Source organism: Falsiroseomonas frigidaquae (assembly GCF_012163145.1).
Classification (GTDB): Bacteria; Pseudomonadota; Alphaproteobacteria; order Acetobacterales; family Acetobacteraceae; genus Falsiroseomonas; species Falsiroseomonas frigidaquae.
On sequence record NZ_JAAVTX010000004.1, the window covers coordinates 289,568 to 303,736 of the forward strand.

The window sequence follows — 14,169 nt, forward strand, 5'->3', positions numbered from 1 at the left end:
GTAACGGCCCGCAGGCACGGGAGTCAGGCGGCTTCCGGCAAGCCTCCGGCGGCGACGACCACGCGCAGATGGTGGTCCACATCGCCGAACAGCCCGGCCAGCATGGTCAGCCGCTTGAAGTAGTGGCCGGCCTTGTATTCCTCGGTCACCGCGATGCCGCCATGCAGCTGGATCGCGTCCTTGCCGAGCTGGTCGGCGTTCTTCGCAACCAGCGCCTTGGCTGCGGACAGCGCCACGCGGCGGGCGGCCGGGTCGGCTTCCTGCACCATCATCGCGGCATACATCGCCATGCTGCGGGCCTGTTCGGTCGCCACCAGCATGTCCGCCGCGCGGTGCTGCAGCGCCTGGAAATTGCCGATCGGCTGGCCGAACTGGGTGCGCTGCTTCAGGTAGTCCACCGTCAGGTCGCGCAGCACCTCCATCGCGCCCAGCGCCTCGGCGCAGATCGCGGCATTGGCCTCGTCCACCACCTGCTCGATCAGCGGCAGCGCGGCGCCTTCCGGGCCGAGCAAGGCACTGGCGGGGACCGTCACATTCTCCAGCACCACCTCCGCCGCGCGCAGCCCGTCCTGCGTCGCGTAGCCGCGGCGGGTGACGCCTTGCGCGGTGGGGTCGAGCAGGAACAGGCTGATGCCGTCCCGGTCCCGGCGGCCGCCGGCGGTGCGGGCGGAGACGATCAGGCGATCCGCACTGTCGCCATGCATCACCACGCCCTTGGCGCCGTTCAGCACCCAGCCATCGGCGCTGCGCGTGGCGGTGGTGGCGACATCGTGCAGATCGTGCCGCGCCTGGCGTTCCTGATGCGCGAAGGCGAGCGTGAGGCTGCCTTCGGCGATGGCCGGGATCAGCTCGGCCCGCTGCGCGTCGCTGCCGGCGCGCTTCAGCAGCCCGCCGCCGAGCACCACGGTGGCGAGGTAGGGTTCCACCACCAGGCCGCGGCCGAACTGCTCGCAGACCAGCATGGTCTCCACCGGCCCGCCGCCGAAGCCGCCATCCTCCTCCGAGAACGGCAATCCCAGCAGCCCCATCTCGGCGAATTTCTGCCAGTTGGCATCGGCGTAGCCGCGCGGTTCGGCGCGATACGCCTTGCGCTTCTCGAAGTCGTCATAGGCATCCGCAACCAGGCGGCGGATGCTGTCGGAGAGCATGCGCTGCTCGTCGGTCAGGTCGAAATCCATGCAGCCCTCACACCTTCCCTAAACCGTCCCCTGGCGCCGCGCCGTTGCGCGGCGAGGCCGCGAATGCGGCCCGCGGCCCCTGCCGCGCTCTTCACAGGCCCAGAAAGGCCTTGGCGATGATGTTGCGCTGGATCTCGTTGGAGCCGCCGTAGATGGAAACCTTGCGGTAGTTGAAGAACAAGGGCGCCGCCGCATCCGCCCAATCCGGGCCGACGCTGGGCAGGTTCAGCCCCTCCTCCTCCCGGTCCGGGCGCGGCATGGCGTAGGGGCCGGCGACATCGACCAGCAACTGCGTCGATTGCTGCTGGATCTCGCTGCCCTTGATCTTGAGGATCGAGGAGGATGGGTCCGGCTTGTCGCTCGCCTTGCCGCGCTGCGCGGCGACGACGCGCATCTGCGTGATCTCCAGCGCCTTCAGCTCAATCTCGGACCAAGCCAGGCGGCGGCGGAAATCCGGGTCGTCCCAGACCATGCCCTCGCCGGCCGGCGTGTCCTGCGCCAGCCGCTTCACGCGGGCCAGGCGTTCCTTGGTCATGCCGATGCGGGCGATGCCGATGCGTTCGTTGGAGAGCAGGAACTTGGCGTAGTCCCAGCCCTTGTTGAGCTCGCCGACCAGGTTCTCGGCGGGCACGCGCACCTCGTCGAAGAACACCTCGTTCACCTCATGCCCGCCATCGATGGTGATGATGGGCCGCAGGGTGATGCCCGGCGTCTTCATGTCCACCAGGATGAAGGAAATCCCGGCCTGCTTCTTCACCGTGGAATCGGTGCGGACCAGGCAGAAGATCCAGTCGGCATACTGGCCGAGCGTGGTCCAGGTCTTCTGGCCGTTGATGACGAATTCCGCGCCTTCCCGCCGCGCCGTGGTCTTCAGCGATGCCAGGTCCGATCCCGCGCCGGGCTCCGAGAAGCCTTGCGCCCACCAGATATCGAGGTTGGCGGTGGAGGGCAGGAAGCGCTGCTTCTGCGCCTCCGATCCGAAGGTGGCGATGACCGGGCCGACCATGTTGACGTTGAAGCCGAGCGGCTGCGGCACCGCCGCGGATTGCAGTTCCTCGACATAGATATAGCGCTGCACCGGCGACCAATCCTGCCCGCCCCATTGCACCGGCCAGTTCGGCGTGGCGAGCCCCTTGGCGTGCAGGATGCGCTGGCTGGTCACGTAGTCGTCGCGCGCCAAAGCGCGGCCCTCGCTGACCTTGCGGCGGATGGCGAGCGGGATCTCGCTGCGGAAGAATTTGCGGAGATCATCGCGGAAGGCGATCTCGTCGGGGGTGTAGCGGAGGTCCATGTCTCGTCTCCTAGGCCTTGGCCGCTTCTTCGTCACGCCCGGGCTTCCGCGCTACTTCGTCGCGCCCGAGCTTTTGCGCTTCTTCGTCGCGGAGCGCGCTCGCCAGCAGCTTGCCCGCGGCGCTGCGCGGCAGGCCCTCGCGAATCTCCAGCGCGGCGGGCATCTCGTGCTTGCCGACGCGGTCGGCCAGAAATGTGCGCAGATCCTCCAGTGTGAAGGGCTGCGTGCCGGGCTTCAGGGCGCAGAACGCCTTGGCCGCCTGGCCACGATAGGCATCGGGCACGCCGATCACCACGCATTCCGCGACCGCCGGGTGCTCGTAGATCGCCTGCTCGATGGCCGCGGGATAGACGTTGAAGCCACCGGACAGGATCATGTTCTTGCGGCGATCGACCAGCGTGAAATAGCCCTGGGCATCCATCCAGCCGGTATCGCCTGTCAGGAACCAGCCGTCGGCGAAGGCGGTGGCGTTGTCATCCGGCCGGTTCCAGTAGCCGGCGAAGACATTGGGGCCGCGGATGGCGATTTCTCCGATGTCGCCGACCGCCATTTCGCGGGTGGGCTCGTCCAGCGCGACGATGCGCATCTCGATGCCCGGCAGCGGCAGGCCGATGATGCCGGCGCGGATCGGGCCATGTGGCGGGATGCGCGTGCCGGCCGGGCAGGTTTCCGTCATGCCCCAGCCGCCGCCAATGCGCAGCTTCAGCATGCGCTCGACACGCCCCTGCACTTCCTGCGGCATCGGAGCGCCGCCGGAACTGCATTGGCGGAGCGAGGACAGGTCCCGCGCCTCGATACCCGGCACGCCCGAAATGCCGATCCACATGGTCGGCACGCCGGAGAAGGTGGTGATGCGCAGCCGCTCCACATCCTCCACCCATAGCGACGCATCGAAGCGTACCCGCAGATGGCACAGCGCGCCCTGCGCCAATTGCCGCAGCAGCACGGCGGTCAGCGCGAAGATGTGGAACAGCGGCAGCAGCACCAGCACGCGCGCCGTGCCTTCCGGCAGATCCGTGTGGTCGCGCCAGGATCTGTAGATGGCGACGGCGGCGGTCAGGTTGCCGTGGCTCAGCATCGCGCCCTTCGGCGTGCCGGTGGTGCCGCCGGTGTATTGCAGCAGCGCCAGGTCGTCGGGCGTGATCCCGGGCCAGGAATCGGGCGGCTCGGCTTCCGGTACCACCGGGAAGTCACAGGCCGCATCCTCCCCGCCCCAACGTGCCTCCGGCGCCAGCAGCACGTCCCGCACGGCGCCTTCCGCGCGCAGCCATTCGGCATTGCTGACCAGCGCGGCGAAGCCCGTGGTGATCAGCAGCGTCGCGCCGGAATCACGCGCCTTGTGCGCCAGCTCCCGCTTCGCATCCAGCGCCGAGAAATGCACCACGCGCGCGCCCGTCCGCAGTGCCGCGAAGAAGCACAGCGGATGCCAGGGCGTGTTGGGCAGGTACAGCGCGACGCAGTCGCCCTTGCCGATGCCGCGCGCCATCAGCCCCGCCGCGATGCGGTCCGACAGCGCGCGCATCTGCGCGTAGCTCAGCACATGGCCGCGATATTCCAGCGCCGACTTCTCCGCGAAACGCGTTGCCACCGCATCGAGAAAGCCAGGCAGGGTGCCGCGCGCAATCGGCGTGTCCCAGCGGCATTCCGGCGGGTAGGACGCCTCCCACGGGTGCATGTCAGTCGGCTTTCAGGCTCGCGAAGCCACGCCCCTCGGCGGCGAGGCGGCCGAGCAGGTCGGCGGGCAGCAGCGTGTTGTCGCCCGTCGCCTCGGCAAAGGCGGCGAGCCGCGCCACCACATGCAGCAGGCCGATGGAATCCGCGTAGTGCATCGGGCCGCCGCGCCAGGCCGGCCAGTTGTAGCCATGCAGCCAGACCACATCGATGTCACCCGGCCGCGCGGCGATGCCTTCCTCCAGGATGCGCGCACCTTCGTTCACCATGGGCAGAACGAGGCGATCCAGGATTTCCTCCTGCCCGATTTCGCGCTGCTCCACGCCCTCGGCCGCGGCGACGCGCCGGATCAGCGCGGTAACCTCCGGATCGACGACGCCCGTGCGACTTCCCTCGGGATACAGGTAATACCCCTTGCGGGTCTTCTGGCCGAGGCGCTCCGCCTCCACCAGCGCATCGGCGACCGGCGCGCGCTTGCCCGTCGCGCGGCGGATGCGCCAGCCGATGTCGAGGCCGGCAAGATCCGCCATGGCGAAGGGGCCCATGCGGAAACCGAAATCGGTCAGCGCCCGGTCCACCTGCTCCGGCGCAGCACCCTCCAGCAGCAGCCGCTCCGCCTGCTGCGTGCGGCGGGCCAGCATGCGGTTGCCGACGAAGCCATGGCAGACGCCGACCACCACCGGAACCTTCGCCAATTTGCGACCGATTTCCGTCGCCGTGGCGAGCGCCTCGGGAGATGTCTCCTTCGCGCGCACCACTTCCAGCAGCTTCATCACATTGGCCGGGGAAAAGAAGTGCATCCCCAGCACGTCCTGCGGCCGCGACGTGGCGGCGGCCATCTCGTCGATGTCGAGGTAGGAGGTGTTGCTGGCCAGGATCGTGCCCGGCCTGGTCACCCGGTCGAGATGGGCGAAGACCTGCTTTTTCAGGCCCATCTCCTCGAACACCGCCTCCACCACCATGTCGGCATCGGCGGTCGCATCCAGCCCGACGGCGCCCTCGATCAGCGCCAGCCTCGCGTCACGCGCCTCGGGCGCCAGGCTGCCGCGCTTCACGCTGCTTTCGTAGGTGCCGCGGATGCGCTCCATGCCGCGGGCCAGCGCGGCGTCATCGGTCTCGATCACGCGCACCGGGATGCCGGCATTGGCGAAGCACATGGCGATGCCCGCCCCCATGGTGCCGCTGCCGAGCACCGCCGCGCGCGCCACCGGCCGCGGCTGGGTGCCCTTGGGCAGGCCGGCGATCCGGGCGGCCTCGCGCTCCGCGAAAAAGACATGGCGCAGCGCCTTGCTGCGCGGGTCGTCCAGCAGGCGCAGGAAGGCCTCACGCTCGAAGGCCACCGCCTCCGCGAAGGGCTTTTCGAAGGCGGCGCGGACGCAGGCGATGCAATCGGCGATCTGCGGCTCCGTCGCGGCGCGCTTCGCCAGGGCGGCGGCCTCCTTCTCGAAGGCGTCGCGATCGCCCAGCCCTTCATCCCGCGCCGAGACCGGCTTCGGCTTCGGCTGCTTCACGAATTCCCGCGCCGCCTGCAGCAGGTCGCCCAGCACCACCGTATCCGCCAGCCCCGCCGCCACCGCCGCATCGGCGTCCATCGGATCGCCCGAGACCATCAGCTTCAGCGCCGCCGCAGCCCCCATCAGCCGCGGCGCCCGCTGCGTGCCGCCGGAACCGGGCAGCAGGCCCAGCTTCACCTCCGGCAGCCCCAGCTTCGCCTTCGGCCCCAGCACCCGCCAGGAGCACGCCATGGCCACTTCCAGCCCGCCGCCCAGCGCCGCGGCATGGATGGCGGCCACCACCGGCTTGGCCGCGCCATCCAGCGCCGCCACCAGTTCCGCCAGGGTGGGCGAGGCCGGCGGCTTGCCGAATTCGGAGATGTCCGCCCCGGCGATGAAGGTGCGGCCCTCGGCGGCGATCACCAGGCCGGCGACGGAAGGATCAGCCTCCGCCCGGCGCAGCGCCTCGAACAGCCCGGCCCGGAGCGCGGCGGACAGCGCATTGACCGGCGGGTTGGAGAGCGTCGCCACCGCGATGCCGTCCACGACCTCATACCGCACCGGTTCCGCCATGCGCCTGCTCCCACGATTTGGGCCATCCTGTCCGTCATCCCCGCGCCATGGTCAAGGCGGACGACGCCCGGCAGGATGCGGGGCGAAAGGGAGACATCCATGCCACTTCCCGCACTGCTGCAGGGCCGCCTGCGCCTGCCCGCCATCGGCGCGCCGCTGTTCATCGTCTCGAACCCGGAACTGGTCATCGCGCAGTGCCGCGCCGGCATGGTCGGCAGCTTCCCGGCCCTGAACGCCCGGCCGAAGGAGGAGCTGGACCCCTGGCTCACCCGCATCCGGGCCGCGCTGACGGACCAGGACGCGCCCTTCGCGGTGAACCTGATCGTCCATGCCTCCAACGACCGGGTGGAGCATGACCTGGCGGTGTGCGCCCGGCACCGCGTGCCCATCATCATCACATCGCTGCGCGCCCCGCATGCGGTGGTCGATGCCGTGCATGAATGGGGCGGGCTGGTGTTCCATGACGTGACCAACCTGCGCCACGCCCGCAAGGCGATCGAGGCCGGGGTGGATGGGCTGATCCTGGTTGCCGCCGGCGCCGGCGGCCATGCCGGCACGCTGTCCCCCTTCGCCCTGGTGGCGGAGGTGCGGCGCATCTTCGACGGCCCGCTGATCCTGTCGGGCGCCATCACCACCGGCGGGCAGATCCTGGCGGCGCAGGCCATGGGCGCGGATCTGGCCTATCTCGGCACCCGCTTCATCGCCTCCGCCGAGGCCAATGCGGCGGAGGGCTACAAGCGGATGATCGTCGAGGCGAAGGCGGAGGATGTGCTCTACACCCCCTTCTTCACCGGCATCCCCGGCAACTACCTGAAGCCCAGCATCACCGCCTCCGGCCTCGACCCGGATGCGCTGCCGGTGGTGGACAAGACCAGCGCCAATTTCGGCACCACGCGGGTCAAGCCCTGGAAGGATGTGTGGGGCGCCGGCCAGGGCGTCGGCAGCATCACCGATACGCCGCCCGCCGCGGAGATCGTGGCGCGGCTGCGCGCGGAATACGCGGCGGCCAAGGCGGCGCTGGCAGGCGGCGACGCGTGATCGCCGCGCTGCCGTCCTACGCCTCCTCGAATGCGAGGTCGTCGAGATAGGGCACCAGATCCTCCAGCGGCAGGTGCGTGAGGTCCTTGTCGAGGGTGGCGCGAGGCTTGCGTTGCGTCGCATCGCCCAGTTCGTCCCGCAGCGCGCCGAGGAAGGCGGGCGGCGCCACCAGGATGACACGGCCGAATTCATCCGCCGCAGCCTCCAGCCGCTCCGCCAGCTGCCGCGCGAAGGCCTGCTTCGCCGCCTTGTGCAGATCCTGGCGCGGTTCGACGGCGTGGCGCGTGGTGCTGGCGCTTTCATGCACGCGGCCCGGACGGTCCCGCCCCTGCTCATGCGACATCGGGTTGTCGATGTCGGTGGCGTCCTGCTCACGTTCCGACCAGCGGCCACCCGGCGCGGGGCGCTGGAAGACCCGCGCATGCTGCCCATCCGCGACCAGTGCCCAATCCATCGCTGTCCGCATGAGACGTCTCCTCCGCGCCGGCCCGGCGCATCATCGGTCTTTCCGGTGCCGGCCTGGGATCAAACAATCGGCAAGGATGCAGGATGGCAGCGACCCGGCCGCGATTGACCGGCTTGCGGGGGCGCGCCTAGCCTCGGACCGGACAAGAAAGAAACCGGAGGATAAAGGGACATGCATCGCCGTTCGCTGCTACAGGCGGGCGCGGGTCTCGCCGCGGCCGGCCTGGCCGGCCCCGCCATCGCGCAGCCCGCCCGCACCGCCACCCTGCGCTTCGTGCCACAGGCCAATCTGACCGCGCTGGACCCGATCTGGACCAGCGCCATCGTCACCCAGATGCACGGCTACCATGTGTTCGACACGCTCTACGCCATGGATGCGCGGCTGCGCCCGCAGCCGCAGATGGCCGAGGGGCACGAGGTTTCCGCCGATCGCCGCGTCTGGCGCATCAAGCTGCGGGAGGGTCTGAAGTTCCACGATGGCTCCCCGGTGCGCGCGGCCGACTGCGCCGCCTCCCTCGCCCGCTGGTCGAAGCGCGACCCCTTCGGGCAGATCCTGGCGGTCTCCGTCGATGAATGGCGCGCCGCGGATGACCGCACGCTGGAAATCCGCCTGAAGCGCCCCTTCCCGCTGCTGCTGGAAGCGCTCGCCAAGCCGGACGCCAACGTGCCCTTCATCATGCCGGAGCGCCTGGCGACCACCGATGCCAGCACGCAGATCGCGGAGGTGATGGGCAGCGGCCCCTACCGCTTCGTGCCGGGCGAATTCGTCTCCGGCAGCCGCGTGGTCTATGCGAAGAACGAGGCCTATGTGCCGCGCCAGGAAGCCGCCAGCGGCGCGGCCGGCGGCAAGATCGCGCATTTCCCGCGCGTCGAGTGGCACATCCTGCCGGACCCGGCGACGGCGGCCGCGGCGTTGCAGGCCGGCGAGGTGGATTGGCTGGACCAGCCGCTATCCGACCTGATCCCGACCCTGACGCGCAACCGCAATATCGAGGTCGGTGTCCTGAACGAGGCCGGCATCCTGTCCATCATGCGGCTGAACCACCTGCAGGCGCCCTTCAACAATGTGAAGGTGCGCCAGGCCGTGGCGCTGGCGGTGAACCAGGAAGACTACATGCGCTCGACGCTCGGCGACGACCGCAGCGTCTGGCGCACCTGCCGCAGCCTGTTTCCCTGCGGCACACCCTACGGCGTCGAGGACCTGTCCGAGCTGAACGCCCCGCCGCGCAACCTGGACCGGGCGCGCGCCGCACTGCAGGCCAGCGGCTACAATGGGGAGAAGGTGGTGATCATCAGCCCCACCGACTTCCCGCTGATCGGCCCGCATGGCCATGTGACGGCTGATGCGCTGCGCCGCATCGGCTTCAACGTGGAGCTGGTGGAGACCGATTGGGGCACCGTGGTGCAGCGCCGCGTGCGGCAGGAACCGGTGGAGCGCGGCGGGTGGAGCATCTTCCACACCTATGGCTCCTCGCTGGCCTATCTCAATCCGGCGGTGTCGTCGTTGGTGAAAGGGCCGGGGGCGAATGGCTGGTTCGGCTGGTATGACAGCCCGAAGGCGCAGGAGCTGGTGCAGAACTGGCTCGACGCGCCGGACGCGGACCGGCAGCAGGCGCTGGCGAATGAGATCAACAAGCTGGCGCAGGATGATGTGGCGACGATCCCGCTCGGCCAGTTCAACATCCGCAGCGCCTGGCGGAAGAGCATCACCGGGCATCTGAAGGGCAGCATGCCCTATCCCTGGGGCGTCCGGCCGGTGTGATTTGCGAAGCCCTCCCCCGCGAATGCGGGGGAGGGAGAAAGGCCAGCCTTCTTCACCGCCTCATTAACCAGTGCCGAATCTCTCGAGAAGTGTATCACCTTCGTCGTCTGACGACATGGAAGTCGAATAGCGCCATTTACTTTGCACAACCCAACTTAAATATTTTGCTTAACGCCTATTCTTTCCTGCGAGCGAATGGCTGCCAATCGCCCTTTCCGCTCAATATCGTTGAAATCCAATTCCGAAACGACCGAGCGTCTAACAGCGCATCGAAAATATTCATGAATTCGATGATGTGGTCGATCTGGCACACGGCCACCAAGAACGACGAATGCCGTCCCTTATTATATGTTTTGTGTGTTTCAATTTCTGCGTCAAACCGCATGGTGCAGTACGGTATATCCTGAACCTCAATTTTGTTTTCTCGCGCAATGCAAGATTTGAGAGGACCATCGATAACGATGAGCGGCACAAAAAATTTCGCGACCGCATTTCCTTTCTGCGGCCAATGCTCGATGCTTCGCTGCTCTTGCCACTCGGCAATTGCCGCCTTTACGGCAGAATACATCGCCTCTCGAAAAAAATTGGCGCTAAACTGATTTTTCGTGTCTCGTTCTGAGCGTGATAAATGCTTGACGACGGACCTGCCGATAAGATCTCCGAAGACAGACCCTCCTAGAAAAGTATTATGGTATGAGTAATGTTCAGCGTCACCGCCCAAATTCCGCTGAGCGAAAAAAGGGGTTGTTGCGCCAGCAGTGTCCCAAATGGTTTTCTGCGAGAGGAAGACGATTGCGGGGGCAGTCGAAGTCTTGACATCCGCCACCAGATAAAATTCCGCTTCGACTAGATGCCGACCACGACGAAAGTGACACTGAGTGAAGGTGGCGAAATCGATTTCACGTTGCTTTTTTGTCTCGTCGTCGGTATAGAAAGGGCTTGGATGCACATCATAGCCAGCGCTGAGCAGGCGCTGATGGCATCTAATTTCCCCAGAAAAGCCGACCTCGCCGCTCAGTAGGCGCGCAAGATCCGCGTTGCTCAGAGCACCGTCAGCTTCACCGATCTTGACGCTCATTCGCTTAATTTGGCCTTCACCACCTCGTTCACCAGGGCCGGATTCCCCTTGCCCTGCATCGCCTTCATCGTCTGGCCAACGAAGAAGCCGAACAGCTTGTCCTTGCCGCTGCGGTATTCCGCGACCTTGTCGGCATTGGCTTCCATCACCTGCGCCACCACCGCCTCGATCGCGCCGGTATCCGTCACCTGCTTCAGGCCGCGCTCCTCGACGATCTCGCCCGGTGCCTTGCCGGTTTCCAGCATCGCCTCGAACACCTGCTTGGCCAGGCTGCCGGACAGGGTCTTGTCGCTGATCAGGTCCAGCAGCGCGCCGAGATTCTCCGCCGTCACCGGCGGGTCCGCCACGTCGCGCTTCAGGCGGTTCAGGGCGGCGAAGAAATCGCCCGTCACCCAGTTCGCGGCCAGCTTGGCGTCGCGGCCCTTTGCCACCGTCTCGAAGAAAACCGCGGTTTCCTTCTCCAGCGTCAGCACATGGGCGTCGTAGGGCGACAGGCCCATGGCAACATAGCGCGCGCGCCGCACATCCGGCAGTTCCGGCAGTGCCGCCTTCAGCGCCTCCACCCAATCCTGTTCCAGCACCAGCGGGGGCAGATCGGGCTCGGGGAAGTAGCGGTAGTCATGCGCGTCTTCCTTGGAGCGCATGGACCGCGTGATGCCGCGGGCGGTGTCGAACAGGCGGGTTTCCTGGAACACCTCCTCGCCGGCTTCCCAGACCTCGATCTGGCGCCGCGCCTCGGCCTCCACCGCCTGCATGACGAAGCGGATGGAGTTGACGTTCTTCACCTCGCAGCGCGTGCGGAACCCCTCGCCCGCCTTGCGGACGGAGACGTTGACGTCGGCCCGCATCGAGCCCTCGTCCATGTTGCCGTCGCAGGTGCCGAGGTAGCGCAGGATCTGCCGGATCTTCGTGAGGTACGCGCCGGCTTCCTCGGGGCTCCGCATGTCCGGCTCGCTGACGATCTCCATCAGCGCGACGCCGGAGCGGTTGAGATCGATGAAGCTTTTGGTCGCGTGCTGGTCATGCAGCGACTTGCCCGCATCCTGTTCCAGGTGCAGCCGCGTGATGCCGATGGTCTTGGTCGCGCCGTCGGCCAGCGTGATCTCCACCGCGCCCTCCCCGATGATCGGGTGGGCGAACTGGCTGATCTGATAGCCCTGCGGCAGATCGGCGTAGAAATAGTTCTTGCGGTCGAAACGCGACCAGAGGTTCACCTGCGCATTCAGCCCGAGCCCGGTCCGCACGGCCTGCGCCACGCATTCCTCGTTGATCACGGGCAGCATGCCGGGGAAGCCGGCATCGATGAACGACACCTGGCTGTTCGGCGCAGCGCCGAATTCGGTGGCGGCGCCGGAGAAGAGCTTCGCCTGGCTGATGACCTGGGCGTGGATCTCCAGGCCGATGACGAGTTCCCAGGGGCCTGTGCGGCCCTCGATCGTGTAGCTCATGCCGGACGTCCCTTCGCCCAATCAAAGGTGGCGATCTGCTGTTGCCTCAGGAAGGCGCTGTGATCTTCACCCGGCTGCAAACCAAGGCGCCGGGCGCACTCGATGAACCCGGACAGCGCTCCTTGCGCCAGCACCTGCGACTTGAGGTTCTCACTGTTCACGACGATCGCGCTGATCATACCGTGTGCCTGAGGAAGTGCGGCTGCACAAACCACCTCGAGATGCTTCGCGCACGCGCTCCGAACCGGAAGGCTCCAGGCGAACCCGTTGGCCGCCGCAATCTCGCCGTAGGTCAGGCAGCGGCGCTGCGCCGCGGCTGTACGGATGGTGGCGATGGAACGTTGGACATCCCACGCCCCGCCAAGCGGTTCGTTCACGCCCCCGCCCTCAGCCGCGGCAACGCGGAAAAATCGGCCGCCCGTTCCAGCGTCCGCCCCACGGCGAACACCGTCTCCTCATCAAACGCCCGCCCGATCACCTGCAGCCCGAGCGGCAGCCCCTGTGCGTCCAGCCCAGCCGGCACCGCCAGCCCCGGCAGGCCGGCCAGGTTGGCGGTCACGGTGAAGATGTCGTTCAGGTACATCGCCACCGGGTCGTCCTGCTTCTCATCCATCCCGAAGGCGGCAGACGGCGTGGCCGGCGTTACGATGGCGTCGACATCCGCATAGGCCTGCTCGAAGTCACGGCGGATCAGGGCGCGCACTTTCTGCGCCTTGAGGTAGTAGGCGTCGTAATAGCCGGCGCTCAGCACATAGGTGCCGATCATGATGCGGCGCCGCACTTCTGGCCCAAAGCCGGCGGCGCGGGTGCGTTCATACAGGTCGCGCAGGTCGGAGCCCGGCTCCGTCACCCGCGTCCCGAACCGCACGCCGTCATAGCGCGCGAGGTTCGAGGACGCCTCCGCCGGCGCCACGATATAGTAGGTCGGCAGCGCGTACTTCGCATGCGGCAGGCTGATCTCGACCGTCTCGGCGCCGGCATCGCGCAGCCATTGCAGGCCCTGTTCCCACAGCGCCACAATTTCGGGCGCCATGCCGTCCAGCCGGTATTCCTTCGGCACGCCGATCCGCAGGCCCTTCACGCCGCGCTCGCAGGCCTTGGCGAAATCGGGCACCGGCAGGTCGGCGCTGGTGGAATCCTTCGGGTCGAAGCCGGCCATCGACTTCAGCAGGATGGCGCAATCCTCCACCGTGCGCGCCACCGGCCCCGCCTGGTCCAGCGAAGACGCGAAGGCGACGACCCCGAATCGGGAGCAGCGCCCATAGGTCGGCTTGATGCCCGCAATGCCGCAGAAGGCCGCCGGCTGGCGGATGGAGCCGCCCGTATCGGTGGCCGTCGCCCCCAGCGCCATCCGCGCCGCAACCGCGGCCGCGGACCCGCCGGAGGACCCGCCGGGGACCAGCCGCGTATCCGGGTCATTCGCCCGGGACCAGGGGTTCTCCACCGGCCCGGAGGCGCTGGTGGTGTTGGACGAGCCCATGGCGAATTCGTCCAGATTTGCCTTGCCCAGGAACACCGCGCCGTCGTCCAGCAGCTTCTGGCTGATGGTGCTCTCATAGGGCGGCACGAAGCTGTCGAGGATGCGGCTGCCCGCCGTGGTGCGCGTGCCCGCAGTGCAGAACAGATCCTTGATGGCGAGCGGAATGCCCTCCAGCGCCCCCACCTGCCCCGCCGCACGGCGCTCGTCGCTGGCCTTCGCCTGCGCCAGCGCCTTTTCCGCGGTCACGGTGATATAGGCGTTCAGGCGCGGGTTGAGCTTGGCGATGCCGTCCAGATGCGCCTGGGTCAGCTCGACGCTGCTGATGGTGCCCTCGGACAATGCGTCCAGCGCGCCGCGCAGGGTGAAATCCGTGGGATGCATCACTCGACCACCTTCGGAACGCCGAAATATTCGCCCTGGCGATCCGGGGCATTGGCCAGGATGGCATCCGCCTGGCCGCCATCGGTCACCACATCGGGACGCAGCCGCGCCTTGGCCTGCGCCACAGGGCTGCCGCCGGCCATCGGCTCCACCCCGTCCGTGTCCACTTCCTGCAATTGTTCGATCCAGCCCAGGATGCCGTTGATCTCGGCCTGCGCCTGCTGCACCTCGCTATCGTCCAGCCTGATGCGGGCGAGCGAGGCGATGCGCCGGATGGTGGCGGTATCGAGGGACATGGGTCTCGGGAAATC

At 67.6% G+C, this 14,169-nt stretch carries 12 protein-coding genes; 2 read left to right on the top strand and 10 right to left on the bottom strand.

Going from position 1 to position 14,169, the window contains the following annotated elements:
- Positions 1 to 23: 23 nt before the first annotated feature.
- The 4 genes from HB662_RS13960 to HB662_RS13975 all read right to left on the bottom strand — a co-directional run bounded on the left by HB662_RS13960 (position 24) and on the right by HB662_RS13975 (position 6,206).
- Complete coding sequence (locus HB662_RS13960) at positions 24 to 1,178, bottom strand: acyl-CoA dehydrogenase family protein (RefSeq protein ID WP_168050426.1); 1,155 nt, start codon at positions 1,176 to 1,178, stop codon at positions 24 to 26.
- Between the two features lie 91 nt (positions 1,179 to 1,269).
- Positions 1,270 to 2,469, bottom strand: coding sequence for an acyl-CoA dehydrogenase family protein (locus HB662_RS13965; protein ID WP_168050427.1), 1,200 nt, complete (start codon positions 2,467 to 2,469; stop codon positions 1,270 to 1,272).
- A gap of 10 nt (positions 2,470 to 2,479) precedes the next feature.
- A complete protein-coding gene (locus HB662_RS13970) occupies positions 2,480 to 4,144 on the bottom strand; it encodes an AMP-binding protein (RefSeq protein WP_168050428.1) in 1,665 nt (554 codons plus the stop codon).
- Position 4,145: 1 nt separating this feature from the next.
- A complete protein-coding gene (locus HB662_RS13975) occupies positions 4,146 to 6,206 on the bottom strand; it encodes a 3-hydroxyacyl-CoA dehydrogenase NAD-binding domain-containing protein (RefSeq protein WP_168050429.1) in 2,061 nt (686 codons plus the stop codon).
- 99 nt (positions 6,207 to 6,305) lie between these two features.
- On the opposite strand from HB662_RS13975, the gene HB662_RS13980 reads away from it, so the two are divergent.
- Positions 6,306 to 7,244, top strand: a complete 939-nt coding sequence (locus HB662_RS13980) for an NAD(P)H-dependent flavin oxidoreductase (RefSeq protein WP_168050430.1) — start codon at positions 6,306 to 6,308, stop codon at positions 7,242 to 7,244.
- A gap of 16 nt (positions 7,245 to 7,260) precedes the next feature.
- On the opposite strand, the gene HB662_RS13985 is transcribed toward HB662_RS13980, so the two are convergent.
- Positions 7,261 to 7,710, bottom strand: a complete 450-nt coding sequence (locus tag HB662_RS13985) for a host attachment protein (RefSeq protein WP_168050431.1) — start codon at positions 7,708 to 7,710, stop codon at positions 7,261 to 7,263.
- A 171-nt stretch (positions 7,711 to 7,881) separates the two neighbouring features.
- Here HB662_RS13985 and HB662_RS13990 point away from each other — a divergent pair, with 171 nt between their 5' ends.
- Complete coding sequence (locus HB662_RS13990; protein ID WP_168050432.1) at positions 7,882 to 9,471, top strand: ABC transporter substrate-binding protein; 1,590 nt, start codon at positions 7,882 to 7,884, stop codon at positions 9,469 to 9,471.
- A gap of 175 nt (positions 9,472 to 9,646) precedes the next feature.
- Here the strand turns inward: HB662_RS13990 and HB662_RS13995 are convergent, their stop codons facing one another.
- From HB662_RS13995 to gatC, 5 genes are read right to left on the bottom strand one after another with little or no spacing between them, the layout of a single operon-like run.
- Positions 9,647 to 10,549, bottom strand: coding sequence for a hypothetical protein (locus HB662_RS13995; RefSeq protein WP_168050433.1), 903 nt, complete (start codon positions 10,547 to 10,549; stop codon positions 9,647 to 9,649).
- A complete protein-coding gene (gene gatB, locus HB662_RS14000; protein ID WP_168050434.1) occupies positions 10,546 to 11,997 on the bottom strand; it encodes an Asp-tRNA(Asn)/Glu-tRNA(Gln) amidotransferase subunit GatB in 1,452 nt (483 codons plus the stop codon). The genes HB662_RS13995 and gatB overlap by 4 nt, the downstream gene beginning before the upstream one ends.
- Positions 11,994 to 12,374 (bottom strand): hypothetical protein, encoded by a 381-nt coding sequence (locus HB662_RS14005; protein ID WP_168050435.1) that lies wholly within the window; start codon positions 12,372 to 12,374, stop codon positions 11,994 to 11,996. The genes gatB and HB662_RS14005 overlap by 4 nt, the downstream gene beginning before the upstream one ends.
- The gene (gene gatA, locus HB662_RS14010) at positions 12,371 to 13,858 is read right to left on the bottom strand and encodes an Asp-tRNA(Asn)/Glu-tRNA(Gln) amidotransferase subunit GatA (RefSeq protein ID WP_168050436.1); all 1,488 of its coding nucleotides are present in this window, start codon (positions 13,856 to 13,858) and stop codon (positions 12,371 to 12,373) included. The genes HB662_RS14005 and gatA overlap by 4 nt, the downstream gene beginning before the upstream one ends.
- Positions 13,858 to 14,154, bottom strand: a complete 297-nt coding sequence (gatC, locus tag HB662_RS14015) for an Asp-tRNA(Asn)/Glu-tRNA(Gln) amidotransferase subunit GatC (protein ID WP_168050437.1) — start codon at positions 14,152 to 14,154, stop codon at positions 13,858 to 13,860. The genes gatA and gatC overlap by 1 nt, the downstream gene beginning before the upstream one ends.
- Positions 14,155 to 14,169 lie beyond the last annotated feature (15 nt).